This window comes from Crystallibacter permensis (genome assembly GCF_025960875.1).
GTDB classification, from domain to species: domain Bacteria; phylum Actinomycetota; class Actinomycetes; order Actinomycetales; family Micrococcaceae; genus Crystallibacter; species Crystallibacter permensis.
Genome location: NZ_JAODLR010000023.1, coordinates 20,725 through 45,439, shown reverse-complemented (window position 1 = coordinate 45,439; position 24,715 = coordinate 20,725). Strand labels below are relative to the sequence as shown.

Genomic DNA, 24,715 nt, shown 5'->3' with positions numbered 1-24,715 from the left:
CCACCGATGGTCTGTCGGCCAGGGACTACTGTCTTGCGCCACGTCCGCCGAAGTCGTCGGCGATGCGGTCTGCGGCGTCGGACAACCGAGGCAGGACGGTCCGGGCGATTTCTTTCTCGGAACCGCGGTGGGTCTGCAGCGAGACGTTGAGCGCGGCGATCAAGTCGCCGCCGCGGCGCACCGGGACCGCGAGTCCGCGCAGTCCGTCGTCGAGCTCCCTCGAGACCAGGGACCAGCCACGCTCGGCTGCCCGCTCGACCTCTGCGCGCAACTCGGCGATGCTGCCGACGGTGTGCTGGGTGTACTTGGTGATCTCGATGCCGTCGAAGAACGCTTCGCGGCTGGCCGGCGGCAGTCCGGCGACGAGCACGCGACCCATGGAGGTGGCCCAGGCGGGGAAACGGGTTCCGATGTTGACCGAAACGCTGAGCATCCGCGGTGCCAGGACGCGGGAAATGTAGACCACGTCAGTGCCGTCCAGGATGCACAGCGACGCCGTCTCGTCCAAATCCACGGCCAGCTGCTTCAGATGCGGTTCGGCGATTTGGGGCAGGGTCAGGCTGGAGAGGAAGGTGGCGCCGATATCCAGCGCGCGAGGGGTCAGCTCGAAGACACTGCCGTCATTGCGCAGGTAGCCCAGGTCGGTCAGCGTCAGCAGGAACCGCCGGGCAGCGGCGCGGCTGAGGTCCGCCTTCGCTGCGGCCCGGGTAATGGACAGGCGCGGTTCGTCGGCGCTGAATGCCAACAGGACTGCGAGGGTCTTCTCCGCCGACTTGACCCAGTAGGCAGGGGCCTCCTCGTTGACGGCTTCATCGAGCTGTTCCATGGTCCTAACTTTCCTTGCGGGCAATCCCAGTGATTCTAACCGTGTTTGCTCAGCAGGTATTGCGCGGAAAGGCGGACCGGGGCGTTCGGCGCGCCATACCCGTCGTAGCTGTTGCGGCGTTCGACTACTTCGAAGAAGACACTTCCTACGGTGGCGGTGTAGAAGTGCAGGAACTCGCCCTGGTCGTCCCGGTCGTAGAGCAGGTTCAGTTCCTGCAGTGTGGCCAGCAGGTCCGGGGCAAGCCGGAACCGGGCCTGCAGGTCCGCGTAGTAGTTCGCAGGGATTTTCAGGAACTCCAGCCCGTTGGCCACCGCGTTGCGGGCCAGAGCGATCAGGTCGGTGCAGGCGAAGGCGATGTGCTGCGGGTAGGCCGACTCTGCCGAGGGGCCGGGCTGTTCCATCACCAGCGGGGCGATGTTCAGGGCGAGGCGGACCTTGCCGTCCTCGGTGCGCATGACCTGGCTGCGCACCAGGCCCACCGGGCTGGGAACCTCGGTGGACGGCCGCGGGGCCAGCGACAACGTGCTTTCGTAGAAGAGGACACTTTCGTCAAAGTGCTGCCAAGGCTGGGCGAGGTTGACGTGGTCGATATGCGTGATCAAGTTCTGGCCGGACCGGGCGGCGCCGTCGGTAGCGAATTCGTCCGTCCAGGCTGCCGTTCCATCCGGAGTCGCTTCGCAGAGGAAGATCTCCGTGGAGTCCGGTGCCTTGATCGCTTGGAGCACCGCTTCATTGGCCTGGCTCTGGCGCGGGACGGCGGTGGCCTTGAGCTGGAGGGCACGGGAGGCGGCGACCAGCGGGTCTTCGACGTCGAAGGCCAGGGCCGCGATGGTCGGCTCGAGCCCGCGGGCCTGCTGTTCGTTGATGATGATGCGGGCCTGTCCCTGGGTCCACAGCTGCACCGGCTTGGTGCGGTGCCGGCCCCGGAACGTGAAGCCGAGCTGCGAGAGCACCTGCTGGACGTGCTCGGTGTTCTCCGCTTTGACCTCGGCGAAATTGAAGCCGGTAGGTTCGGCCACCTGCGGCAGTGTGGCCAGTTGCATCGGGAAGCGGGCGTCCGGTCCGTCGGTTTCGAGCAGATGGACCGAGGTGCGTTCCTCGAGCCAGATCAGTGAACGCATGGCATCGACGGCGGTGCGTTCCTCGTCTGCCTGGCGGAAGACGTCGTTGAAGATCTCCAGCGACACCGGCCCGTTGTAGCCGCTGCGGACCAGGTGGCCCATGAACTTGTCCAGTTCCCAGGCTCCCTCGCCCGGGAAGACCCGGTAGTGCCGGCTCCAGGACAGGATGTCCATGCTCAGCTGCGGCGCATCGGCCAGCTGGACGAAAAAGATCTTCTCCGCCGGGATCTTCTCGATTCCGGCCGGATTCCAGCCCCGGGAGAGGATGTGGAAGCTGTCCAGGCAGGTGCCGATGTTCGGGTGGTCCGCCAGATCCACGATCCGCATGGCGTGTTCGAAGTCGTTGACGAACGTGCCCCAGGCCAGTGCCTCGTAGGCGATGCGGATGCCGTAGCGGGCGGCGAGGTCGCCGAGCCGGCGGAGCTGGGCCGCGGCGAGGTCGTCGTCGTCGATCGTGGCGGTGCCGACGTTGCTGCAGAGCAGCATCAGGTCCATCCCGAGGGTCTGCATCAGCCGGAACTTCGCCTCGGCGCGGTAGAGGTTCTCCGCCAGCAGTTCTTCGGGCACGCCCTCGAAATCCCGGAACGGCTGGTACAGGTCCAGGCTGAGGCCGAGCTGGTTCGCCAGTCCCCGGATTTCTTCGGGGCTGTGCGGGGAGACCAGCAGGTCCTGTTCGAAGATTTCGATGCCGTCGAAGCCCGCGTTGGCGCAGGCGTGCATCTTTTCTTCGAGCGTTCCGCTCAGGCAAACGGTGGCAATGGAGGTGCGCAACAGGGGACCTTTCGGAGGCAATGAAGAAATGCTAGAGGCCTTGGGCCAGGAGTTCGAGGAAGTGTCCGCGCATGCGGGCCGGATCCGGCTCCAGCCCGGTGACGTAGCGGAAGGCGTCGACGGCCTGGCCGACGGCCATGTGACCGCCATCGAGCACGCGGCAGCCCTTGGCCGCGGCGGCCTTGATCAGTTCGGTTTCCACGGGGCGGTAAATGACGTCGGCAACCCAGTGTCGCGGCTCGAGCAGATCGGTGTCCAGCGGCAGACCCGGGTGGTTGTGCATGCCCACCGGCGTGGCGTTGAGGAGTCCGTCGGCGCCGGCGAGGACAGCAGGCAGGTCTTCCATCGGCGCGGCGGCGACCTGCTGCTGGGGGAAGAGCGCTGCCAGTGCGGCGGCACGTTCCGCGGCGCGCCGCGGGTCAAGATCCAGCAGTGTCAGTTTCCGCGCGCCCTTCTTCAGCAGGGCGTATGCGACGGCGGAACCTGCGCCGCCGGTGCCCAATTGCACGACCGAACCGAGTTCCGCATCCGGCAGCCCGTTGTCCAGGCCCATGCTGAAGCCGGAAAAATCCGTGTTGTGGCCGATGAACTTGCTATCCCGGATCAGGACGGTATTGACCGCGCCGAGGCGCCGGGAGTCGTCGGAAATCTCATCCAGATGTTCCATCACCAGCTGTTTGCACGGGTGCGTGATGTTGAAGGCGTTGTAGCCCAACTCGCGGCCCTGGCGCAGCAGCTCGCCGACGTCTTCACCCGCACGGCCAATGGTGGTCAGGTCGATGGGGCGGTACAGGTAGCGGATCTGGTGGTGGTCCGCCTCTCGCTCGTGCATGTACGGCGTCAGCGACACCGTGATCCCTTCGCCAATCAGGCCAACTAGATATGACTCTGACACCGTGCTCATGTGAATACCTTCCGTCGTTCGGTCTCTGCACAATTGTACGCATATCGCACATGCTCCCAAAAGGCTATTGCGCTTGAAGTGTGTCCTGAGTTACATTATGAGCATTGTTCGGAATGTGCACAAGCGTGCACTTTACGCACATTCGGGGATTTGTGGGGCTGGAGGTCCCCATGCGCAGGTCGCCGGCCTGCAGCCCTCCAGGAAGGCGCGGGCAGCACCCGCCGGAGAAGGTACGTCCGCCCCGGCTTATTAAGGCGATATCTAAGGAGTAGCACCGCTATGAAATCTAAAGTTCTTTCCCTTGCCGTCGGGGCGGCGTCGCTGCTGGCGCTGGCAGGGTGCGCCTCAGGCAGCACGGATGCCAGCGGGGAGTTCCCTGCCAATGACATCCGGCTGACCGTCCCGTGGCAGGCAGGCGGCTCCGGTGACTTGACCGCCCGGACAATTGCACCGCTGCTCGAGGATGAGCTCGGCGTTCAAGTCATCGTGGAAAACAGGCCCGGTGCGAACGGCTCCGTCGCCTATAACTGGCTCAAGGACCAGAAGCCGGACGGCTACAACCTCTCCCTTATGGGGGTCGAGGTCGCCACGCTGCAGTTTCAGAACTACGACATTGATCCCGCAAACTATGCACCGATTGGTCAGGGCCTGGCTGGTCCCGGGGCCATTGCCGTCCCTGTGGACAGCCCCTACAAGACCCTGCAGGATCTGATCGACGACGCGAAGGCGAACCCGGGCAAGGTCACCTTCTCCAGCCCTGGCGTTGGCTCGGTGTGGGACTCGCCGGCGCAGGGCTTCCAGGAGCTGGCCGGCATTGAGCTGACGTCCGTCCCGTTCGATGGGTCCGCCCCCGCCGTGGCTGCTGCTGCAGCGGGCGACGTCGACTTCTCCATCGACGCGATCGGCACCCAGAAGGTCCAGGTCGACGGCGGCAAGCTGCGCTATCTGGCCATGCTCACGGAGGAGCGGGACGCGAACAACCCGGATGTCCCGACCGCAAAGGAAGAGGGTATCGACCTGCAGAACGCTTCCTGGGTCGGCATTATGGCCCCTGCGGGCACGCCAGACGATGTGGTCCAGAAGCTGTCCGCCGCAATGGAAGCCGCAGTCGCGGATCCCGCGTACCAGAAGGTGATCGAGGATTCGAATCTGGTCCCGACCTATAAGGACTCCGAAGAGATGTCCACGTTCATCAAGGAAGAAGCCGAGCGCTACGGCCCGTGGATCGAGCTGGCTCAGGGCAAGTAGGCCGCCGTTGCCTGTGCCTGCCGGATTGTATATCCGGCAGGCACAGCATCAGCAAAGGAACTCATGATGAATACATCTGACCGCGGGCCCACACAGCCTGCTCACCTCCCCGCGGCGGCCGGACATCCGGACGCCGCAATGGACCCGGACCTGGACCATGCCAGCGCCCACCTGCACCCGCAGATCGAACCGCTGGTCACAGACCGCCCCTATCGACTGCGCGAGCTGGTGCCGGTTGCCTTGTGCGTCACGGTCGGCCTCTCGGTGCTGCTGCTGGCGCAGAACATTGACTCCGGTGTTGCTGCGGAGCTGGGCCCGACCTTTTGGCCAGAGATGGTCGCCTACGGGTTGATCGGTTTCGGTCTGCTGCTCGTCTTCGTCAACGTGCTGCGCGGGGTCCGCCCGTCCGACATCCCTGATCCCCTCAGCGGGTGGGGCATCGGGCGTCTTGCCGGCACCGCCGTGATTCTGGTTGGATACCTGCTGCTCTGGAACGTGCTGCAGTTCTGGCTGATCACGTTCGTCGCCGTTGCCGCGCTGGCTGCCCTGTACGGTGCCCGCGGGTGGAAGCCCCTGCTGGCGTTCCCCGCCGTCGTCGCAGCCATCCTCCATTTTCTCTTCGTCGTCGCATTGCGAGTCCCACTATGATCAACATCGTTGCTTCCCCCGTCACGGACGGCATAGCCGCAGTCCTGGCCCCGGACACTCTTATCTACATCGGTATCGGCATTCTGATCGGCATGCTCGTCGGTGCCTTCCCCGGCGTGACGGCCACCATGGCGGTGGCGCTGGCCAGCGGATTCACGCTGACGATGGAACCCACTCAGGGTCTGGCCATGCTGCTGACCATCTATGTGGCTGCGCAGTTCGGCGACCGGGTGCCGGCCATCCTGATCAACACACCGGGGACGCCGGCTTCAATCTCGACCACTTTCGACGGCTACCCATTGGCACAGCAGGGCAAGGCTGGGCTGGCGCTGACCACGTCCGCTTTCGGTTCTGCCATAGGGATGCTGTTCGGCATCGCGATCCTGGCCGTTGCGGCTGTCCCGCTGTCCGCGTTCGCGATGCAGTTTGGCCCGCCGGAGATGTTCGCTCTAGTGGTTTTCGGCCTGACCATGATGGTGGGAGTTTCCTCCGGCCGCATCGTCAAGGGGCTGGCCGCCGGTGCCTTCGGGCTGTTCCTGGCCACCGTCGGCAGGGATCCGATTACCGGCGACCAGCGCTTTACGCTGGGCATCCTGGAGCTGAACGGGGGCATCCCGTTCATTCCGGTCATCATCGGATTCTTCGGTGTGGCAGAGGTGATCAACCAGATCCTGACCCATCGCAAGGCTCACCACGTGCCGCCAATCACCCAGATGGGCCAGTGGATGCCGGGCATGAAGCTGATGAGGCGCCTCTCGAAGCCGATGGGCATCGGTGCCGTTACCGGTTCGGTGGTAGGCCTGGTGCCGGCCGTCGGTGGCGACATTGCCGGCATCATTGCCTGGGACAACGCCAAGAAGGCGTCTAAACACAAGCATGAATTCGGTAAGGGATCACTCGAGGGCCTTACAGCTGGCGATACGGCCAGCACCGCGACCCTAGGCGGCAGCGTGACTACCACCATGGCTCTGGGCGTGCCGGGCGATTCGGTTATGGCCGTGATGATCGGGTCCATGATGATCTGGGGGATCCAGCCCGGGCCGGGCCTGTTCAGCAGCCACCCGGACCTGATTGCCTCCCTAGTCGCCATCCTGCTCATCGCCACCATCCTGACACTGGGTTTGAGCCTGCTGCGCATGCGTGGCGTGGTGAAGCTGCTGGAGCTGCCCAACCACTTCCTCTGGGTGATCATCCTGATCTTCTGCATGGTGGGCACCTACTCCATCAACAACAGCGTCTTCGACGTCTTCATGATGCTCATCTTCGGGCTGATCGGGCTGTTCATGCTCCGCTTCGGCTTCCCCGCCGGACCTGCGGTGCTCGGCCTGATCCTAGGGCCCTTGGCGGAGTCCAATCTTCGCCGCGCGCTGATTACGGACGGCTGGGCCTCGATTTTCACCAGCCCCATCGCCGTCGTGCTGCTGCTCATCGCGGCCGCCGCACTGATCCTGCCGCCACTGCGCGGACTGGTCAAGCGCCGCAGGCTGGCCAACGAAGGTAAGGACGTCCCCACACTGATGCCCTAGCTGCAGCCATCCCCTACACTGCACTTCGGGTTCCGCCATGGCTCCCGGAGTGCGGCCGGTACCTGAAATGCCCCGCCCGCTGGGCGGGGCATTTTGCGCGGTGTCTTGCGCATCGCCTGTGAGGTGGGCTACCTTTTAACGACCGTTCGATTTGTGCACAAGTGTGCGAGATGCGCACAAGCCAGCAAGGCGGGCCATCCGCCTCCGGACGTTTCCCCGGCCCGCCAGATCCCGCAGCAGTTGCAAGGAGCACTCCATGACCGCCGTTCACCAAGAGGATGAGGCCTTCGCCCATCACGGCAAAACACCGAAGCGGGCAGCTATCGCCAGCTTCATGGGCAGCGCCGTTGAATACTACGACTTCTTTATCTTCGGCTCCGCCGCGGCCCTGATCTTCCCGCAGGTGTTCTTCCCGGATGAAAGCGCGAATGCCGGCATCATGTCGCTGGCGACCTTCGGCTTCGCTTACATCGCCCGCCCGGTCGGCGCCGTCTTCGTGGGGCACTTCGGCGATAGGATCGGCCGCCAGAAGGTCCTGATGTTCACGCTGGTGCTGATGGGTGCCTCCACATTCATCATCGGCTGCATCCCGGACTTCCAGACCATCGGCTGGTGGGCTCCGGCCATCCTGGTCCTTTGCCGCCTGATGCAGGGGCTGTCCGCCGCCGGCGAGCAGGCCGGTGCCAGCTCGCTGACGCTTGAGCATGCCCCCGACAACCGCCGGTCCTTCTTCACATCCTGGACCCTGACCGGTACCCAGGGCGGCCAGATCCTCGCGGCCCTCGTCTTCATCCCCGTGGTGGCCCTGCCCGACGAGATCAAGTACGGCATCGGCTGGCGCATCCCGTTCTGGCTCAGCGCGATTGTCGTCATCGTTACCTACTTCATCCGCCGTTCGCTGCACGAAACCCCCACCTTCGAGGCCGCGAAGGCCAACAACGAAATCGCGAAGCTCCCGGTGGCCGTGCTGCTGAAGAACCACTGGCGCGACGTCCTGCGCGTGATCTGCTGCGCGTTCATCGCCGCCGTCTCCACCGTTTACGGCACGCTGGCCATCAAGTACGGTGCAGAAGTGGGCAGCGTCGATGAAGGCATCACCCTGTGGCTGGTGGTCGCCGGCAACGTGGGCGCCCTGTTCACCCAGCCGCTCTTCGGCAAGCTGGCGGACCGGATCGGCCGCAAACCGGTCTTTATCTACGGCGCGGTAGGCAGCGCGGTCTTCATGCCGTTCTATCTGCTCTCGATGGAGTCCGACAACACGCTGCTGCAGTTCGCCCTGTCCGTTGTGGTCTTCTCCTGCGCCTATGCCGCGGCCAACGCCGTCTGGCCTTCGTTCTACGCCGAAATGTTCAGCGCCAGGGTCCGCTTCTCCGGGCTGGCCATCGGCACCCAGCTGGGCTTCCTGATGGCCGGGTTTGCCCCGTCCATCGTCGCGGCCATCGGCGGGATCCAGGAAGGCGGCTGGGTTGCCACCAGCATCTTCACCGCGGTCATCTGCGCCATCGCAGCGGTCTCCGCGCTGACCGCCAAGGAAACCTACAAGGTTCCGACGGAAGAGCTCGGCAAGCGCAAGCCGGTCACCGTCTAACTCCATCCAGCTCCGTCCAGCTCCGACCAGTCGGCAAATCCAGCGAACGACGCCGGCGGGAGACTTTTTTAAAAAGTCTCCCGCCGGCGTCGTTGTTTGGTTTGGCCTTAGTTGGTTGGCCTTGGCTGGGTTGGACTAGTTCTTTGGCCTAGTCCGCGGCGAGCTGCTCGCGGACGGAGGGGGCCACTTCCTTGCCGTAGAGCTCGATGCTGCGCATCAGCTTCTCGTGCGGGAGCGTGCCCAGGCTGTACTTCATGTCCCAGCGGTCCAGCCCCAGCCCCTTGGCTACCTTGACGATCTTGGTGGCCACGGTTTCGGGCGAGCCGACAAACAAGGCGCCGTCCGGGCCGGCCTCAGCCTCGAACTGTCCGCGGGTCATGCGGCTCCAGCCGCGCTCGCGGCCGATGCGTTCCTGCATGTCCACGTAGTGCGGCCACATCTCTTCCTTGGCCTGCTCGTCCGTCGCGGCGATGTAGCCGGGGGAGTGGGCGCCGATGGGCAGCCGGGGCTGGCCGAACTGGTCCAGGGCCTTGTGGTAGAGCTCCACGAAGGGCGCGAAATTCATCGGGGCGCCGCCGATAATGGCGAGCATGAGGGGCAAGCCGTAGTGTGCCGCCCGGACCACGGACTGCGGCGTGCCGCCCACGGCAATCCAGGTGGGGAGCGAGCCCAAGGCCGTCGGCGGGTAGACCGTCTTGTTGTCCAGCGGACCCCGTGTCTGCCCTGCCCAGGTAATGGGTTTTTCCTTGCGGAGCTCGGTGAAGAGCTGGAGCTTTTCGTCGAACAGGATGTCGTAGTCGGCCAGATCCAGACCGAACAGCGGGAAGGACTCGGTGAAGGAGCCGCGGCCGAGGATCACCTCGGCGCGTCCGTTGGAGACGGCGTCGAGCGTGGAGAAGCGCTGGAAGACACGCACCGGATCATCCGAGGAGAGTACAGTGACGGCCGAGCCCAGCCGGATGTTCCTGGTCTGGCCGGCGATGGCTGCCAGGACCACATCCGGTGCGGAGATGGCGAAGTCCTCGCGGTGGTGCTCGCCGATGCCGATGAAGTCCAGTCCGACCTCGTCCGCCAACACCGCCTCCGCGACGACGTTCCGGATCACTTGGTCCTGCGGGAGAGGCCTGCCGTCGGCGTCGTAAGTAACGTCCCCGAAAGTGTCCAGACCCAGTTCGATTTTCCGTGCCACGCTGCGGGCGCCTTCCTGAAGATTGATCAATGCGTTTGCATCATTCTTGCCAACCGCGGGGTAAGGGATCTTATTCCGCCCGGGTTTAATCCGACCGGGCCGCGGGGTTCTTCAGCGGTGCCACGAACATGCCGACCGGCCGCCGGATCCACCACAGCCCGGTGGCCTTCTTTTCCTGCCGGGTGGAGTAGCGGTAATGGTAGACCAGCGCCCGGACCTGCCGGGGCTGTTCGCCGTCGAACGGATCGATCCTCAGCAGTTTCAGGGTCGCCCGGTCCGCGGCCAGCAGCCGACGCAGGAAGGGAATGAACCAACTGTCGCCGGGTGCGCCGAGGGCCAGGAACCACATCAGCCAATCCAGCCTCAGATGGTAGGGCGCAAACTGCCGCGGCATGCGTCCGGGGTCCCCGGGCTTGCCCTTGAATTCGTATTCCTGCCAGCTGACGCCGTCCGCCGAGCCTTCCACGATGATTTCGTAGCGCTCGCGGGTAATGCTGCCGAAGGCGCCGTAGGCATTGGCCAGGTGCCAGCGGTTGAAGCTGGTGTTCATCAGCTGCCGCTTGGAGACCAGATTGCGTGCCGGCCGGAAGCTGAGATAGACCATCAGTGCGGTCATGGCCAGGACGACGACGGCGAACCAGATCGGCGTCGGGGCGTAGTCGGGCGTGAGATCCGGGCTGCCGGGGAGGACCGCGGCGAGGGCGTCGTCGCTGAGCGCAGCGGCCGCGGCCAGGATGGTCAGCCAGTTCAGCCACGCGAAGTTGCCCGAAACCACCAACCACAACTGGGTGATGATAATGATGGCTGCGGCAATACTGCCCACGGGCTGCGGGAAGAACAGGAAGAACGGGACCACCAGCTGGGCGAAATGGTTCCCGACGACTTCCACCTTGTGCAGCGGCTTGGGCAGATGGTGGAAGTACCTGCTGGCCGGGTTGGGCATCGGCTGCGTCTCGTGGTGGTAGTACAGGGCGGTCAGGTCCCGCCAGACCCGGTCCCCGCGGATCTTGATCATGCCCGCACCGAACTCCAGCCGGAACGTGAGCCACAGGAAAAGCCAGAGCACCGTAACCGGCGGGGCAATCTCGTTGGAGCCCAGGAACGCGGCCAGGAAGCCGGCTTCGAGCAGGAGCGTCTCCCAGCCGAAGCCGTAGAACGTCTGGCCCACATTCACGATGGACATGTAGAGGCCCCACAGCAGCAGGAAAACAAGCATCGGAAGCCACGGCGGCCCCAGCTGCGGCAAGCCAACCACCAGGGTTGCGGCCACGACGGCGCCGGTCCATGCGACCACGAGCAGCAGCTTGTCCGAATAGCGCCAACTGAAGAGTGTGGGACCGCGGGCGGCCGAGCGGGCCAGATACCGGGGCACCGGCAACAGTCCGTGCTCGCCGAGCAGGGCACGGAACTGCGCGACGGCGGAGAGGAACGCGATCACGTAGACGGCGGCAATCCCGCGCTGCAGCACCTGCCGCGCGACCTCGAAACCTTCGGCGTTCAACCAGTTCATGTACTTCCAACGTTAGGACCGCCGGCAACACTGTCAAGGCTCAGCCGGGCGGAGGGGTTACATCCCCCGTGTCCCCGGGACACAATGAAGGCATGAGGGATGCGGCGCAGGCAGAACACAGGCGGGCCGTCCTCGGAACCGCGGCCTTCGCGGTGGCTCCGGCGGTAGCCGCCGGACTTGTGCCCTGGCTGCTCACCCGCTGGCAGGCCCGGACCCCGGTGCCCGGCGGGCTGCCGGCCAGAGCCGCCGGTGCCGTGCTCACCGCCGGAGGCGCCGCCGTCGTTATTGAATCCTTTGTGCGGTTTGCGCGGGAGGGCCTGGGTACGCCCGCGCCCATCGCGCCGACGAAGTACCTGGTGGTCACAGGGCCGTTCCGTTACGTGCGCAACCCGATTTATGTGGCGTTGCTGTCGATGATCCTCGGCGAGGCACTGATGCTGGGCCGGCCCAAACTTCTCGGTTACTGCGCCGTGATGTCCGTTCCCGTGGGGCTTTTTGTCAGGCTGTATGAGGAGCCGGCCTTGGAGCGGCAGTTCGGCGATGAATACCGCCGCTACAAGCGCAACGTGCCAGGTTGGTTCCCGCGGCTGACGCCGTGGCGTGCCGAGGAAAGAAGCGGCTTCGAAAGCTAGCCATCCTCCCCGTGGCGGGCAGCGCAGCGGCCGCCGCATGTGATGCGTTTCTCGACGCTTTCACGGCTTGGGGCAACGGCCGTGTGGGAGGATAAAACCGGCCAAAAATTCAGCCCGAAAACACAGGAACGGAGGGGCAGTGCAGGACAAGGACGGCCAGCAGGATCCAGGTACTCCGATGTCGCCGCGGGTCGGCAGCCTGCCCATCATCAAAATACCCCGTAAGCCCGCCGAAACGCCGGAAAACGGGGCTGGCGGGGAGACCGCAGAGCGCCCGGAACCGGGGGCGGGGACACCGCCGACGGCGAAGCAGCCGGCCGGCAAGAACGCACCGCCCAAGCGACCGGGAACCAAGCCCAAGGCCAAGCCGGCGATCCCGAAGAAACCGGTAGCCAAGGAGGCCAAGCCGGTTCCGTACGGCACCGCCCCGCTGCCGATGCCCAAGGGCCAGCAGCGTACCAACGCCGCTGCCCGCCGGATGCTGCGCAAACTGGTGCAGGGCGAGGCGCCGCCCACCGCCCCGATGAGCATCGTTGAACGGCTCGCGGGGAGCCCGTACGCCAACCCCATGATCCAGGCCGCCGGTGTGGATACCTCCGCCCGGCTCACCCTGGACTTTGCGCTGGATCTGGCCGAGACCATGTTCCGCTACGGCGCCGGCGCCCTGGAAGTGGAAACGAGCATCATCGCCGTGACGGCAGCCTTTGGCCTGCGCGAGATCGACGTCGATATTACCAACCAGTCCGTGCTGATCAACTATGCCAAGGCAGATACGGTCCCGCTGACCCTGATGCGCGTGGTGCGGTCCTGGACGAACAACTACGCGGGTTTGTCCCTGGTCCACCAGCTGGTCACGGACATCGTCAACGGTGGCGTGGGGCGGACCGAGGCCAAGGAGCGGCTGCAGGAGATCGCCGCGCGGCCCAAGCCGTTTGCCAAGTGGATGGCCATCGGCGCCGGCGGCGTTTTCGCCGGTTCCATCGTGGCGTTCCTCGGCGGCGGGATCTTCGCGTCGCTGGTGGCGATGCTGTCAACCGTCCTGATGGGTCTGCTGGGCCGCAAGCTGGGCAAATGGCGGGTGCCGGACTTCTTTGTCACCGCGATCGGGTCCTGTCTTGCCACCGCGGTTGCCCTGTTGTTCTGGCAGCTGCAGGTTCCCTTGAGCCCGTCGCTGGTGATCGCGGGCGGAATTCTTTACCTCTTGCCAACAGGCCGCCTCGTCTCCGCGACCCAGGACGCGATCAACGGCTTCCCCGTCACAGCGGCCGGCCGTTTCCTGTCCGCTTTCCTCACCTTTGCCGCCATCGCCTCCGGTGTGGCCGTGGGCCTGGTGGGCGGCGAGCTGGTGGGCGTCAGGTTGCCCGAGGTCTTTGTCGACGGGGAGGGCGAATACCCCTATGTGGTGCGGGCGCTGCTGCTCATGATTGCCACCATGGCCATCTGCATCACCGAGCAAACCAAGCTCAGCATGCTGGTGCCGACGGCCTTGGTTGGTCTCGTGGCACTGCTGCTCTACGACCTTGTCGTGATGGCCGGGATCGGCGAACGGATAGGGCCGGCACTGGCCGCCGTCCTTATCGGTTTCCTGGGCCGCATTGTTGGATTGCGGATGGGCTCGCCGCAGCTGGTTGTGGCGGTGCCCGCCATCTTGTTCCTGCTGCCCGGACTGTCGATCTTCCGCGCCACCTACGACCTGACCGTCAATGTGGACGACCCCTTTGTTGGCGTGCTTAACCTCTTCGGTGCGCTGACGGTGATCCTGGCGATTTCCGGCGGCACGGTCCTCGGCGACAACTTGGCGCAGCCCTTCACCCGGGACATGGGCTCCAACGAGGGCCGCCGCAGGAACCGCCGCCGCTAACCGGTGCGGCTAAGCCGCACGCTGGCCGCGTTGTCTAGGTGGCCGGGTAGTTCTCCGGAAAGATCTGCCCGACCTCGGTCCGCTTTTCCGCTTGGAACGCATCCTCAGCCCGGCCGTAGGCCCAGTAGCCGGAGATGGAAACCTGCTTACGGTGCAGCCCGTGGTCCTTGAACAGTACGTCGCGCAGCGATTTGATGGCCCCGCGCTCGCCGTGGACAAACGCGTCCACTTCACCGGCTGGCCAATCAAGCCCTGCCACCGCATCCCGCAGCAGCGTGGTGGTGCCCGGGACCTGGCCCTGGCGGAAGAGCCAATGGAACTGGAGGCCTGCGGGGGCGTTGAGGTCCTGGATGTCGGCTGCGGAATCCACCTCGATCAGGGCATGCCCCGTGGCGTGTGCCGGCAGCGCTTCGATGGCCGCGCCGATGGCCGGCAGCGCGGAATCGTCCCCGGCCAGCAGGTACCAATCGGCGTCGGGGTTGGGGGAGTAGGCTCCGCCCGGGCCGGTGAACATAAGCCAGTCTCCGGGCTGGGCCTTGAGCGCCCACGGGCCCGCCAGTCCCTCGTCGCCATGCACAACAAAGTCGATGGCGATTTCCCGAGCGGACTGGTCCACGCTGCGGACCGTGTAGGTGCGGGTGACCGGCAGCTTGTCCGCCGGCAGGGTCTCTTTCAGCTCGGCGACGTCTACCGGGAGCTCAACCTCCAGTTCCGGGTCGAGGAAGAAGATCTTCACGTACTGGTCGGTGGCGTCCTTGGCCGCGAACTTCCCGAACCCCTCACCACCGGCGAAAACCCGGACCATGTGCTCGGAGAGGCGTTCGGTCCGCAGCACCTGGAGGTTCGTCTGGGGTTTCCGGGGACGGGCGGGGCGGGCTGCGGGCTGGGCAGACATGAAACGGCTCCTGAATACGCAAGGCGTGGGGAAGGCGGATGGGGTACTACTAAGGACAACCTAACCCACCACCGGTTTTGTTCCCAACCACTATTACAGGGGCAACCGCCAGTCCACCGGGTCGGCCCCTTGCGCCACCAGCAGTTCGTTGATCCGGCTGAAGGGGCGGGAGCCGAAGAATCCGCGTGAGGCTGACAACGGACTGGGGTGCGCGGATTCGATCCGCGGGACCGCGTCCAGCAAGGTTGACAGGTTCTGGGCATCCCTGCCCCACAGGACCACCACCAGCGGACCGCCCCGCGCCACGAGCGACTTGACCGCCAGCTCGGTCAACTCTTCCCAGCCCTTGCGGCGGTGCGCTCCGGTCTTGCCGGCCTCTACCGTGAGGACCCGGTTAAGCAGCAGCACTCCCTGATCCGCCCAGGAAGACAGATCCCCGTGCGGAACCGGCGGAATGTTCAGGTCCGAGTTCAGTTCCTTGTAGATGTTGGCCAGGCTGCGGGGCAACGGCCGGACATGCCGTTCCACCGCGAAGCAGAGGCCGATCGAATGCCCGGGCGTGGGGTAAGGGTCCTGCCCGACCACAAGGACCTTGATGGCCGAGAGCGGTTGCTGGAAGGCCCGCAGAATATTGGCCGGCGCCGGCAGGATCTCACCGCCCGCGGCACGCCGCTGCTCAAGGTAGGCGGCCAGTGCATGCACGGTTTCCGTCACTGGCGCCAGGACTTCGGCCCACTCGGGGTGCATGACCTCGTCCAATCCGGCCGGTGCGGAGAATGGAAAAGGCTCCCGGGTGTCCACTGCTGACGCGGTGGCCGGAAGCTCAAACAGTGCGCCGTCGTCGTCAGTCATCTTCCTATGGTCGCTGATCGCAGCCCGGGCGGGCGAGTCGCGGTCCATCCCGGGCCGCCATGCGCGGCCGCCGCGGCGTGCGCAAATGACAGGCCGGTGATTCGTTACCATGGTGGAGGACAGTTTCCCCTGCAAACAAACGGAAGTGATGGTGTGTCTTGGCTGGTTCCGTCGATGCCAGTGCGTTTTCCCTTGACGCCGAGCTGGATTCATCGAGCCCGCTGAGCGAACGCGACCAGAAAATGCTGGCGCTGGAACGGCAGTGGTGGAAGTACGCGGGTGCCAAGGAACAGGCCATCCGCGAGCTCTTCGACATGTCCGCCACGCACTACTATCAGATCCTCAATGGCCTGATCGATACCGAAGAGGCGCTGGCCCATGATCCGATGCTGGTCAAGCGGCTGCGCAGGCTGCGGACGTCCCGCCAGCGCGCACGGACGGCCCGCCGGCTGGGCACGGACGCCTAGCCTCGGGTCCAACGGTTCGACCGCGCAGATATTTTCGATACAACTAAGGACGCACTCTTAGCGATGACCAAGTATTCCCGGGACGAGTTTGACCAGGTGCCCGAAACTTCAGACCGCCACGGCGTCCACCGGGCCCACATGGCCGCGTCGAAATCCAGCGGACTCGGCCTGATCATCCTGGCCACCGTACTGGCGCTCGCCGTCGGCGTCCTGTCATTCTTCGTCCTGCCGCTGCTCGGAGCGGGCGGCGCAAGCACGGAATTGCAGGCCACGGCAGCGCCCTCGGCGAAGTCGGCATCCCCGAGTGCATCCGAGGAAGCGGCCGAACCCACGGAGGACGTCAGCGAACCCGCCGTGGACGCCGCCGGCACAGCCACCGAAGCGGCCGAAGAACCCTTGGACGAGCCCACTACGAAGCCCGCCGCGGAACCGACCGAGGAACCCGTCGATGAGGCCGCCGAGGCTGCCGCGGCCGTGAATAAAGCTGATCCGGTGCTGATCTTCAACAGCGTCGGCGTCTCCGGGCTCGGCGGCGCGGTCTCGCAGACGGTCACGTCCGACGGCTGGGCCGTCGGGGTAGTGGATAACTGGCAGGGCACGCCCATGGCCAACTCCGTGATCTTCTACAACCCCGGCCAGGGGGCCAATGCGCAGGCGCTGGGCGAACTCCTGGGCATCAACGACCTGCGCGAGACCGGGCCGGGAGCAGTCTCCGAGTATGTCACCGTGGTACTGGGCCCTGGATTCCAGCAAAACGGCTGATCATAGCCCTGTTTGGCCCGTCCGGACTGCTTTCGCGGCGGCGAAATTACACCTCCATAACTTTCTCTCTGCCGGCGCTCACCCGTGCTGTGGCATGGGTAGAGTGAGCGCATCTCCGGCGCCGGAAACAGAGGCGGCGGGGCCAGGTCTAGAAATATGGAGAGCAATATGGCGCAGGGAACCGTCAAATGGTTCAACGCGGAAAAAGGCTACGGCTTTATCACCGTCGATGAAAACGAAGCTGACGTATTTGTGCATTGGTCCGCCATCCAGATGGACGGTTACCGCTCCCTTGAGGAGGGCCAGCGCGTGCAGTTCGAAATCGGGGAAGGGCAAAAGGGGCCGCAGGCCGAGGAAGTGAAGTTCGCTTCCTGATCTTTGCCAAAGTACGACGGCGGCGTGCGGCTATTGATTCAGCCGTACGCCGCCGTCGTATGCAGTTATAAACAGAACCGGCGGCCGCTTCGACGGGGAAGCTGCTGCTACTCCTTGAGCGGAATGCCCTTGGCGTCGCGGCGGAACATTTCGGCTCCGACCAGGATCATGATGCCTTCAACGAAGCCCCAGACCGCACCGAGGCCGAAGGTGACGATCGTGACCACGATCTGCAGGATCCCGATGCCGACGTAGCCCAGATAGAAGCGGTGGATGCCCAGGCCGCCGAGCAGAATGCCCAGCAAGCCGCCGATCAGGCGGGACTTCTGTTCCGGGTAGCCGGCGTAATATGGCTGGCCCGGCTGGCCATAGGGAGCCTGGCCGTACTGCGGCTGTCCATACGGATTCTGGCCCTGAGGTGGTTGCCCATAGGGGGTCTGCCCCTGCGGCGGTTGGCCGTAAGGCGGTTGACCCTGTTGTGGCTTGCCGTACTGGGGTTGCCCGTACTGAGGCTGGCCCTGTGGTGCTTGGCCGTAGGGAGGCTTCCCTCCGGGCGCCGGCTCACCGGGCATGTTGCCCAGGGGCTGCGTGGGATTGGGGCCCGCGCCCCGCAGCGGCTCGGTGGGATTTTCCCCACGGGATGGTCCGGGCTGGTCCTGTCCGGCTTTGTCCTGCTTGCCGTCCGGATTTTCCGACATGTTCTTTTCCTTCGGTATGTGATGGTGCTGCGTGACTACCTACAATCTACGGCCCGGCACGGGCCCGGACTATCGGGGGCCACCCTGATCTTGGGGTCAGTGGTGCTCAGGGTGTTAAGCGGAGGGTGAAGCGGCCCGACTAATGCTGGCTGCAGCTTGCACTCGACCGTGGTGAGTGCTAATTATTGTGTTAGCACTCTCGCTGGTTGACTGCTAAGCAGTCGGCCGACGGGGGAGAGTGAAAAAATCCAAACCACTGGGGTGAGGGTAGCGGTGCGGCGTAAAGAGATCGCCGTCGTCGTTATCCGTCCGTCGCGGGCATCGCAGTGGTTAGCAGTCCTGGTTTATCCAAGGCTGCGCCCGCTGTCTACTGTCCAGAAGGGACGTATGCCGCCATGGCAAAGATCATTAGCTTTGACGAAGAGGCCCGCCGCGGTCTCGAGCGTGGACTGAACATCCTCGCTGACGCAGTTAAGGTCACGCTCGGCCCGCGTGGTCGCAACGTTGTCCTCGAAAAGAAGTGGGGCGCTCCCACGATCACCAACGATGGTGTTTCCATCGCCAAGGAGATCGAGCTCGACGATCCGTACGAGAAGATCGGCGCAGAGCTCGTCAAGGAAGTTGCCAAGAAGACCGACGACGTCGCCGGTGACGGTACCACCACCGCAACCGTGCTCGCCCAGGCTCTGGTCAAGGAAGGCCTGCGCAACGTTGCCGCCGGTGCCGATCCGCTGAGCCTCAAGCGCGGTATCGAAAAGGCTGTTGACGCCGTCACCGCCGAGCTGATCGCTTCCGCCAAGGAAATCGAGACCAAGGAGCAGATTGCTGCTACCGCCTCGATCTCTGCAGGCGACCCGCAGATCGGTGAACTGATCGCCGAAGCTCTCGACAAGGTCGGCAAGGAAGGCGTTGTCACCGTCGAGGAGTCCAACACCTTTGGCCTCGAGCTCGAGCTCACCGAAGGTATGCGCTTCGACAAGGGCTACATCTCCGGCTACTTCGTCACTGACGCAGAGCGCCAGGAAACGGTCCTCGAAGACCCGTACATCCTGATCGTCAACTCCAAGATCTCCAACGTGAAGGACCTCGTTGCAGTTCTGGAGAAGGTCATGCAGTCCGGCAAGCCGCTGCTGATCATCGCCGAAGACATCGAGGGCGAGGCTCTGGCCACCCTGGTTGTCAACAAGATCCGTGGCACCTTCAAGTCCGTCGCCGTCAAGGCTCCGGGCTTCGGTGACCGCCGCAAGGCTCAGCTGGCTGACATCGCCATCCTGACCGGTGGCCAGGTCATCGCCGAGGAAGTTGGCCTCAAGCTGGAGAACGCAACCCTCGAACTGCTGGGCCAGGCCCGCAAGGTGGTTGTCACCAAGGACGAGACCACCATCGTTGAAGGTGCCGGCGACGCCGAGGAGATCGCAGGCCGCGTTTCCCAGATCCGCGCCGAGATCGACAACTCCGATTCCGACTACGACCGCGAGAAGCTGCAGGAACGTCTGGCCAAGCTGGCCGGCGGCGTTGCAGTCATCAAGGCCGGTGCCGCAACCGAAGTTGAGCTCAAGGAACGCAAGCACCGCATCGAGGACGCTGTCCGCAACGCGAAGGCTGCCGTTGAAGAAGGAATCGTCGCCGGTGGCGGCGTTGCCCTGATCCAGGCCGGCGCCAAGGCGTTCGCCAACCTCAACCTCGAGGGCGACGAAGCAACCGGCGCCAACATCGTCAAGGTTGCCATCGATGCTCCGCTGAAGCAGATCGCGTTCAACGCTGGCCTCGAGCCGGGCGTTGTTGCCGACAAGGTCCGCGGCCTGCCTTCGGGCCACGGCCTGAACGCTGCAACCGGTGTCTACGAAGACCTGCTGGCTGCCGGTGTGAACGATCCGGTCAAGGTGACCCGCTCTGCTCTGCAGAACGCGGCCTCCATCGCCGGCCTGTTCCTCACCACCGAGGCTGTTGTCGCTGACAAGCCCGAGAAGAACGCTCCGGCTATGCCGGGCGGCGACGACATGGGCGGCATGGGCGGTATGGGCGGCTTCTAGGAAGTCCGGCGCAAGCCGCTTCCGGGCCGGTCATCGTCTGACCAGTTCCAACAGGAAGGCACGGTTCCCGATCGGGAGCCGTGCCTTCCCGGTTAAGTCTCGGCCAGTTCGGCGCTCAGGTTCTGCCGGGCCTGGGCCAGCCAGAGCTCGCGGGCGGTTTCCGTCTTATACAACGGCTCCAAGGCCAGCAACCGGCGGACGACGGCGGCGCGGCCGGCTGCGAAATCAGCGTCACCGACGTGCGCATACTCTTGCCGGACTGCAGCGAGGTAGCGGCGATAGTCCTCCGGCGGGCTGCCGAGAACCGATAGGTCTGCATCACACAGCATGGCACCTGACGCGTCTTCATCAACGGGAGCATGGTGCGCTGTCAGCAGCACTAGACGGACGGTCTCAGCGACCTCCTCAGGTCTGCAGCCGGCGTCGGCCAGCTTCTCGCTTGCCAGTGCCGCGGAATCTTCTTCATCCTTGCCTGCCACCCCGTTGTAGACCGCGTCGTGGAACCACGCGGCCAGCCAGACGGCCCGGGACTCCGGTCCCGGCCGTTCACCATGATCCTGAAGCGTGCGCAGGGCCTCGATGACCGCAAGCAGATGCATGTGATCGTGGTAGTGACGGTGGTCCTCGCCCCATCGGGAAATGAGCTCCAAGCCCAGACGTTCCTGCGCGGGAAGCAACGCGTTCCAGTGCTTCAGCAGGACGTGCTCCAGTTTTCCGGGCCTGCGGCGCGCCGGCACCCGCAGTCCGCTGGCGATCAGCCGTCGTACCAGTTCGCCGCCGGAAACGGCTACGGCACCTCGGGCGACAAGTTCTGCATGCCGCTCTGCCGGAACATCGTAATGGTCCAGGTCGAAGGCCCGGCGGGGAATCCGGGCGGCCGCCGCAAACTCGTGCAGCTGATCCAGCGACGAGTCCGAGACCAGATGTGAAAAATGCGTGCCGTGGGCTGGCCAGAGCGGGGGATCGATAAGAATTGCCACCCTGCCAGCCTATGTCCGTTGGAAGCTTGCCGATCTGAAAAGATGGAGACTATGACGATTACTGCTGCTGCCGACGGTTCTGCCCTCGGCAATCCAGGACCTGCTGGCTGGGCCTGGTACATTGACGAATATTCCTGGGCAGCGGGAGGCTGGCCGCACGGAACCAACAACCAGGGCGAGCTCATGGCGGTGCTGGATCTGTTCCGTGCTACCGAACACCTGCCGGAAGAGCCCCTGCACATCCTCTGCGACAGCCAGTACGTCATCAACTGCATCACCAAATGGATGCCGGGCTGGAAGCGCAAAGGCTGGCGCAAGGCCGACGGTAAAGCCGTGCTTAACGTGGACCTCCTCAAGCAGATCGACCAGGTCATCAAGGGCCGCAGTTACAAATTCGAATGGGTGAAGGGCCACGCGGGACATGACCTGAACGAAGCAGCCGATGTCCGTGCCCGGGCAGTTGCCTCAGCTTTCCAAAGCGGATCGGTCATACCCCACGGACCCGGCTTCCAGGGCCGGGCGGCCGCAGCCGCGGCGGACACTCCCGCCGTCACCCAATCGGCCGTCCGAGTTCCGGAGCCCCACATACCTCAGCGGGCCGAAAGTCCGGAGAGCCCGGAGCCCGACCTGTTCTCCGAGCTGGATGACTTTTCCGCGCCGGACACACACGAACCTGTCGAGGAACTGGTGGTCAGGCTGGAACAGGAACTCCTCAGCCCCGGTACACGAGCTGACTTCGGACGTCTTGCTGTGCTCCTGCACCCGGACTTTACCGAGATTGGGCAGTCGGGCCGGATGTGGACCAGGGACGACACGATCAGTGCGCTCCAGGGAGATCCGGAGACGGAAGCAACCGTGGAAGTCTTCGCCTCTGAACGGCTTGGCGAAGACAGCGTCCTGCTGACATACCGCAGCAGCTCGCGGACCGGCTCGGCTCTGCGCAGCTCACTGTGGCTCCGCGAAGGGGAACAGTGGCGGCTGCGGTTCCATCAGGGAACGCCGGAACAGAGCTAAGCGGCAGCGGCGGCGCGGGGTCCAGTTGGGGGATTCCGGCCCGACTGCAGTACTTGGGTCACGCCATGAACATGCGTGCGTTGGCCTCTTCGGCCTGAGCATACTGCTGTGATGCCTGTGCCAGCGCCGTGTTGATGCTGGCCAGGGACTCTTCAACCTTCAGCTGCGTTGCACGCCAGTCGGTAATCAGCTGCTGGAAGTTCGCGGAAGCCGAACCTGTCCACAGCGATTCCAGCTCCCGCAGCCCTGACTGCATGGTGTTTACCTCGGCCTGCAGCCGGCCGATGGTGCCCTGGACCGCCATGCTCTTGGCGTTCAAGGCCTCACTGTCCACATGGAATACAGCCATGATGTTCCCTTCGAAGTAGTTGATCCAACGGATACTTCGAGGCTAGGGAGCGTGCGGAGCGCAGGCGAGGGGCCGGCCAGCAATTGTGGATAACGCAGAGTTGAAGGGCCGGAGTGGAGGACGGCAGCTTCGTGTCGATTTCGGCTTCCACCGGCCCGGGGGCAACTGTCGCTGCCCCCGGATCAGTTGTATTCGAAGACGCTGCGGTCGTCGTCGGGCGCTGGCTCATAGGGGATTCGGATGGACATGGTCGCCCCGCCGCCTTCCGTGTCCAGCAGTCGCACAGTGCCGTCATGCTGGGCGACCAGCGCCGCGACGATGGCCAGGCCAAGTCCGGTTCCGCCGGTCTCGCGGTAGCGTGAGGAATCTGCGCGGTAAAAGCGTTCAAAGACCCTTGCCGCTTCTTCTTCCGAGACGCCGGGACCGTGGTCGCGGACCTCGATCACAGAGTCCTTTTTGTCGTCGATGACAGGTTCAACGCCGACGGCTATTTCGATCGGCGATCCCTCAGGCGTGTAGCGGAGTGCGTTGGTCATCAGGTTGGCTACGACCTGCCGCAGTCTGCCCTCGTCCCCGACGATGGGTGCAGACTGGGGCCCTGCGCCGTCAAGCCCGATGACTTTGATGTCCCGGTCCGGGGCGCTGGCACGGGCGTCCATAGCGGCATCGTTGCCGAGCAGCAGCAGGTCCAATGGCTTTGCCTCCAGCGGACGCTGTTCGTCCACACGGGCGAGCGTGAGCAGGTCTTCCACAAGCTGGCCCATCCTGGTGGCTTCGCTCTCGATTCGGCCCATGGCCGCCCCGACGTCGTCTTGTGTCTGCAGCGCGCCGTGGCGGTAGAGCTCGGAGAACCCGCGGATGGTCACCAGCGGTGTGCGCAGTTCGTGGGAAGCGTCGGCGACGAACTGCCGCATGCGCTTTTCGGAAGCCGCCCGGCCGGCGAAGGCCGATTCGATATGCGCAAGCATTGCATTGAGCGAACTTGAAAGCCTGCCTATCTCTGTAGCCGGACTTTCTACGTTCACCCGTCGTGATAGGTCGCCAGCTGCGATTGCTGCTGCTGTCTTTTCTACTTTGCTGAGCGGTTTGAACGCCCTCGTGATCGCGGCCCAGGCAATGGTAGACGCGGCTGCGGTGGAAATTAAGCCGATGATGAGGCTGATCGCAGCAATATCTTCAATGGTTTGGTCTATGTCTTCGTATGGAAGCGCGATGACAATGAAGCCAGAATCTTCTGCAAAGCTATATACTCGGGCGCGCCACGTGGCTCCTTCGACTCTTTCGTCGTCCAGATCAAACGCCTCAGGCGATGCAGCAACTTGGTCGAGCTCAAGATTTTTTATGTCTGGCTTGTAAAATTCCTCGCTGGCAGGAGTTGATTGACGTAAAGGCTTTCCAGTCGAATCAAGAAGAGCCGCGTAATAGTTTGTGAGCGGATTGTTGGGACCAGAGAGATCTCTGCGAAGCATCCAGATAGATACATTTTCGCGGCTGCTGCTTAGGTCATCATCCATCCTTTGGACGAGGTTGTCTCGAAGCAGCGCGATCGTCAGGGCCGACGTCAGGGCGATGGTAGCGGCCATCAACACACAGATGATTGCAACCAACTGTGTGCGAAGCGAGGCCGACTTCCACCGTTGGATCACGGCTACCGCTTTTCCGACGAGCGCAGCAGGTACCCCACACCACGCTTGGTTTGAATAAGTGCCGGAGCCTCGGGATTGGCGTCGATCTTCCGGCGCAGGTAGGAGATATAGGACTCCACGATGGACGCGTCGCCGTTGAAGTCATACTCCCAGACGTGATCCAGGATCTGCGCCTTGGACAGCACCCGGTTCGGGTTCAGCATCAGGTAGCGCAGCAGCTTGAACTCGGTGGGGGAGAGATCGATGACCAGCCCGCCCCGGCGGACTTCGTGTGCGTCGTCGTCGAGTTCAAGGTCGTCAACCTGGATGACGGCGTCGTCTTCGAGCAGCGGCTGGGTCCGGCGCAGCACGGCGCGGATCCGCGCCACCACTTCGTCGAGGCTGAAGGGTTTGGTGACATAGTCGTCGCCGCCGACGGTCAGGCCGGTGACTTTGTCGTCGGTGTCGTCACGGGCCGTGAGGAAGACGACCGGGAAGTGGCGGCCGGCCGCGCGCAACCGGCGGGTCACGGTGAACCCGTCCATGTCGGGCAGCATGACGTCCAGCACCGCCAGGTCAGGGTTGTGTTCCTCCGCGGCAGCGAGGGCGTCCCGGCCGTTTGCCGCGGCAATAACTTCGAACCCGGCAAAGCGCAGGGAAGTTGAAAGCAGTTCCCGAATATTCGGTTCGTCGTCAACTACTAGCAGTTTTGCTTCAGGTTCCTTTTTCTTCACGCTTTTCAGTATGCTCACAGATTCTGGGAGTTGTCTGTACATTTCTTGGGTGCTGACCCAGTGCCAGCCGTTACCCAGCCGCAAGGAATAACGACGGCGGGGCCTCC

23 protein-coding genes are annotated in these 24,715 nt (G+C 64.2%); 11 read left to right on the top strand and 12 right to left on the bottom strand.

Annotated elements, in window-relative coordinates; translation table 11 throughout:
- Positions 1 to 25 precede the first annotated feature (25 nt).
- The 3 genes from B0G38_RS19625 to B0G38_RS19615 are packed head-to-tail and all read right to left on the bottom strand — an operon-like array spanning position 26 to position 3,622.
- Positions 26 to 826 carry an IclR family transcriptional regulator domain-containing protein gene (locus tag B0G38_RS19625; RefSeq protein WP_264671002.1) on the bottom strand — a complete coding sequence of 267 codons (801 nt, stop codon included), beginning with the start codon at positions 824 to 826 and terminating at the stop codon, positions 26 to 28.
- A gap of 35 nt (positions 827 to 861) precedes the next feature.
- Complete coding sequence (locus tag B0G38_RS19620) at positions 862 to 2,718, bottom strand: bifunctional sugar phosphate isomerase/epimerase/4-hydroxyphenylpyruvate dioxygenase family protein (protein ID WP_264671001.1); 1,857 nt, start codon at positions 2,716 to 2,718, stop codon at positions 862 to 864.
- 31 nt (positions 2,719 to 2,749) lie between these two features.
- Positions 2,750 to 3,622, bottom strand: a complete 873-nt coding sequence (locus B0G38_RS19615) for a shikimate dehydrogenase (RefSeq protein WP_264671000.1) — start codon at positions 3,620 to 3,622, stop codon at positions 2,750 to 2,752.
- Between the two features lie 279 nt (positions 3,623 to 3,901).
- Between B0G38_RS19615 and B0G38_RS19610 the strand changes: the two genes are divergently transcribed.
- The 4 genes from B0G38_RS19610 to B0G38_RS19595 all read left to right on the top strand — a co-directional run bounded on the left by B0G38_RS19610 (position 3,902) and on the right by B0G38_RS19595 (position 8,632).
- Positions 3,902 to 4,870, top strand: a complete 969-nt coding sequence (locus B0G38_RS19610; RefSeq protein ID WP_264670999.1) for a Bug family tripartite tricarboxylate transporter substrate binding protein — start codon at positions 3,902 to 3,904, stop codon at positions 4,868 to 4,870.
- 66 nt (positions 4,871 to 4,936) lie between these two features.
- Positions 4,937 to 5,518 carry a tripartite tricarboxylate transporter TctB family protein gene (locus B0G38_RS19605; RefSeq protein WP_264670998.1) on the top strand — a complete coding sequence of 194 codons (582 nt, stop codon included), beginning with the start codon at positions 4,937 to 4,939 and terminating at the stop codon, positions 5,516 to 5,518.
- The gene (locus tag B0G38_RS19600) at positions 5,515 to 7,044 is read left to right on the top strand and encodes a tripartite tricarboxylate transporter permease (protein WP_264670997.1); all 1,530 of its coding nucleotides are present in this window, start codon (positions 5,515 to 5,517) and stop codon (positions 7,042 to 7,044) included. The genes B0G38_RS19605 and B0G38_RS19600 overlap by 4 nt, the downstream gene beginning before the upstream one ends.
- A 256-nt stretch (positions 7,045 to 7,300) precedes the next feature.
- Positions 7,301 to 8,632: an MFS transporter gene (locus tag B0G38_RS19595; RefSeq protein WP_264670996.1), complete on the top strand. Its 1,332-nt coding sequence runs from the start codon at positions 7,301 to 7,303 to the stop codon at positions 8,630 to 8,632.
- A 148-nt stretch (positions 8,633 to 8,780) separates the two neighbouring features.
- Here the strand turns inward: B0G38_RS19595 and B0G38_RS19590 are convergent, their stop codons facing one another.
- Positions 8,781 to 9,821, bottom strand: a complete 1,041-nt coding sequence (locus tag B0G38_RS19590) for an LLM class flavin-dependent oxidoreductase (RefSeq protein ID WP_264670995.1) — start codon at positions 9,819 to 9,821, stop codon at positions 8,781 to 8,783.
- Positions 9,822 to 9,906: 85 nt separating this feature from the next.
- On the bottom strand, positions 9,907 to 11,331 hold the full coding sequence (locus B0G38_RS19585; protein ID WP_264670994.1) for a lipase maturation factor family protein: 1,425 nt from the start codon (positions 11,329 to 11,331) through the stop codon (positions 9,907 to 9,909).
- A gap of 92 nt (positions 11,332 to 11,423) precedes the next feature.
- On the opposite strand from B0G38_RS19585, the gene B0G38_RS19580 reads away from it, so the two are divergent.
- Positions 11,424 to 11,963, top strand: a complete 540-nt coding sequence (locus tag B0G38_RS19580; protein WP_264670993.1) for a methyltransferase family protein — start codon at positions 11,424 to 11,426, stop codon at positions 11,961 to 11,963.
- A gap of 139 nt (positions 11,964 to 12,102) precedes the next feature.
- Complete coding sequence (locus B0G38_RS19575; protein ID WP_413542096.1) at positions 12,103 to 13,824, top strand: threonine/serine exporter family protein; 1,722 nt, start codon at positions 12,103 to 12,105, stop codon at positions 13,822 to 13,824.
- 34 nt (positions 13,825 to 13,858) lie between these two features.
- Here B0G38_RS19575 and B0G38_RS19570 read toward each other — a convergent pair whose 3' ends face one another.
- Both B0G38_RS19570 and B0G38_RS19565 read right to left on the bottom strand, forming a co-directional pair.
- Positions 13,859 to 14,719: a siderophore-interacting protein gene (locus B0G38_RS19570; RefSeq protein WP_264670992.1), complete on the bottom strand. Its 861-nt coding sequence runs from the start codon at positions 14,717 to 14,719 to the stop codon at positions 13,859 to 13,861.
- A 93-nt stretch (positions 14,720 to 14,812) separates the two neighbouring features.
- On the bottom strand, positions 14,813 to 15,571 hold the full coding sequence (locus B0G38_RS19565) for a uracil-DNA glycosylase (protein ID WP_264670991.1): 759 nt from the start codon (positions 15,569 to 15,571) through the stop codon (positions 14,813 to 14,815).
- Between the two features lie 158 nt (positions 15,572 to 15,729).
- Here B0G38_RS19565 and B0G38_RS19560 point away from each other — a divergent pair, with 158 nt between their 5' ends.
- The 3 genes from B0G38_RS19560 to B0G38_RS19550 all read left to right on the top strand — a co-directional run bounded on the left by B0G38_RS19560 (position 15,730) and on the right by B0G38_RS19550 (position 17,175).
- Entirely contained in the window at positions 15,730 to 16,038 is a 309-nt protein-coding gene (locus B0G38_RS19560; RefSeq protein ID WP_074699753.1) for a DUF3263 domain-containing protein, read from the top strand.
- Positions 16,039 to 16,101: 63 nt separating this feature from the next.
- Positions 16,102 to 16,800 (top strand): LytR C-terminal domain-containing protein, encoded by a 699-nt coding sequence (locus B0G38_RS19555; RefSeq protein ID WP_264670990.1) that lies wholly within the window; start codon positions 16,102 to 16,104, stop codon positions 16,798 to 16,800.
- Positions 16,801 to 16,968: 168 nt separating this feature from the next.
- Positions 16,969 to 17,175, top strand: coding sequence for a cold-shock protein (locus B0G38_RS19550; RefSeq protein ID WP_264670989.1), 207 nt, complete (start codon positions 16,969 to 16,971; stop codon positions 17,173 to 17,175).
- 107 nt (positions 17,176 to 17,282) lie between these two features.
- Here the strand turns inward: B0G38_RS19550 and B0G38_RS19545 are convergent, their stop codons facing one another.
- Positions 17,283 to 17,873 (bottom strand): TM2 domain-containing protein, encoded by a 591-nt coding sequence (locus tag B0G38_RS19545; RefSeq protein ID WP_264670988.1) that lies wholly within the window; start codon positions 17,871 to 17,873, stop codon positions 17,283 to 17,285.
- Positions 17,874 to 18,268: 395 nt separating this feature from the next.
- On the opposite strand from B0G38_RS19545, the gene groL reads away from it, so the two are divergent.
- Positions 18,269 to 19,906, top strand: a complete 1,638-nt coding sequence (gene groL, locus B0G38_RS19540) for a chaperonin GroEL (RefSeq protein WP_264670987.1) — start codon at positions 18,269 to 18,271, stop codon at positions 19,904 to 19,906.
- Positions 19,907 to 19,998: 92 nt separating this feature from the next.
- Here groL and B0G38_RS19535 read toward each other — a convergent pair whose 3' ends face one another.
- On the bottom strand, positions 19,999 to 20,886 hold the full coding sequence (locus tag B0G38_RS19535; protein ID WP_264670986.1) for a DUF4031 domain-containing protein: 888 nt from the start codon (positions 20,884 to 20,886) through the stop codon (positions 19,999 to 20,001).
- 51 nt (positions 20,887 to 20,937) lie between these two features.
- Between B0G38_RS19535 and B0G38_RS19530 the strand changes: the two genes are divergently transcribed.
- Positions 20,938 to 21,900 (top strand): ribonuclease HI family protein, encoded by a 963-nt coding sequence (locus B0G38_RS19530; protein ID WP_264670985.1) that lies wholly within the window; start codon positions 20,938 to 20,940, stop codon positions 21,898 to 21,900.
- Between the two features lie 58 nt (positions 21,901 to 21,958).
- Here the strand turns inward: B0G38_RS19530 and B0G38_RS19525 are convergent, their stop codons facing one another.
- The 3 genes from B0G38_RS19525 to B0G38_RS19515 form a co-directional block, all read right to left on the bottom strand.
- Positions 21,959 to 22,249 (bottom strand): WXG100 family type VII secretion target, encoded by a 291-nt coding sequence (locus B0G38_RS19525; protein ID WP_074699746.1) that lies wholly within the window; start codon positions 22,247 to 22,249, stop codon positions 21,959 to 21,961.
- 182 nt (positions 22,250 to 22,431) lie between these two features.
- The gene (locus B0G38_RS19520; RefSeq protein ID WP_264670984.1) at positions 22,432 to 23,832 is read right to left on the bottom strand and encodes a sensor histidine kinase; all 1,401 of its coding nucleotides are present in this window, start codon (positions 23,830 to 23,832) and stop codon (positions 22,432 to 22,434) included.
- Positions 23,833 to 23,897: 65 nt separating this feature from the next.
- Positions 23,898 to 24,608 (bottom strand): response regulator transcription factor, encoded by a 711-nt coding sequence (locus tag B0G38_RS19515; RefSeq protein ID WP_264671023.1) that lies wholly within the window; start codon positions 24,606 to 24,608, stop codon positions 23,898 to 23,900.
- Positions 24,609 to 24,715: the final 107 nt, after the last annotated feature.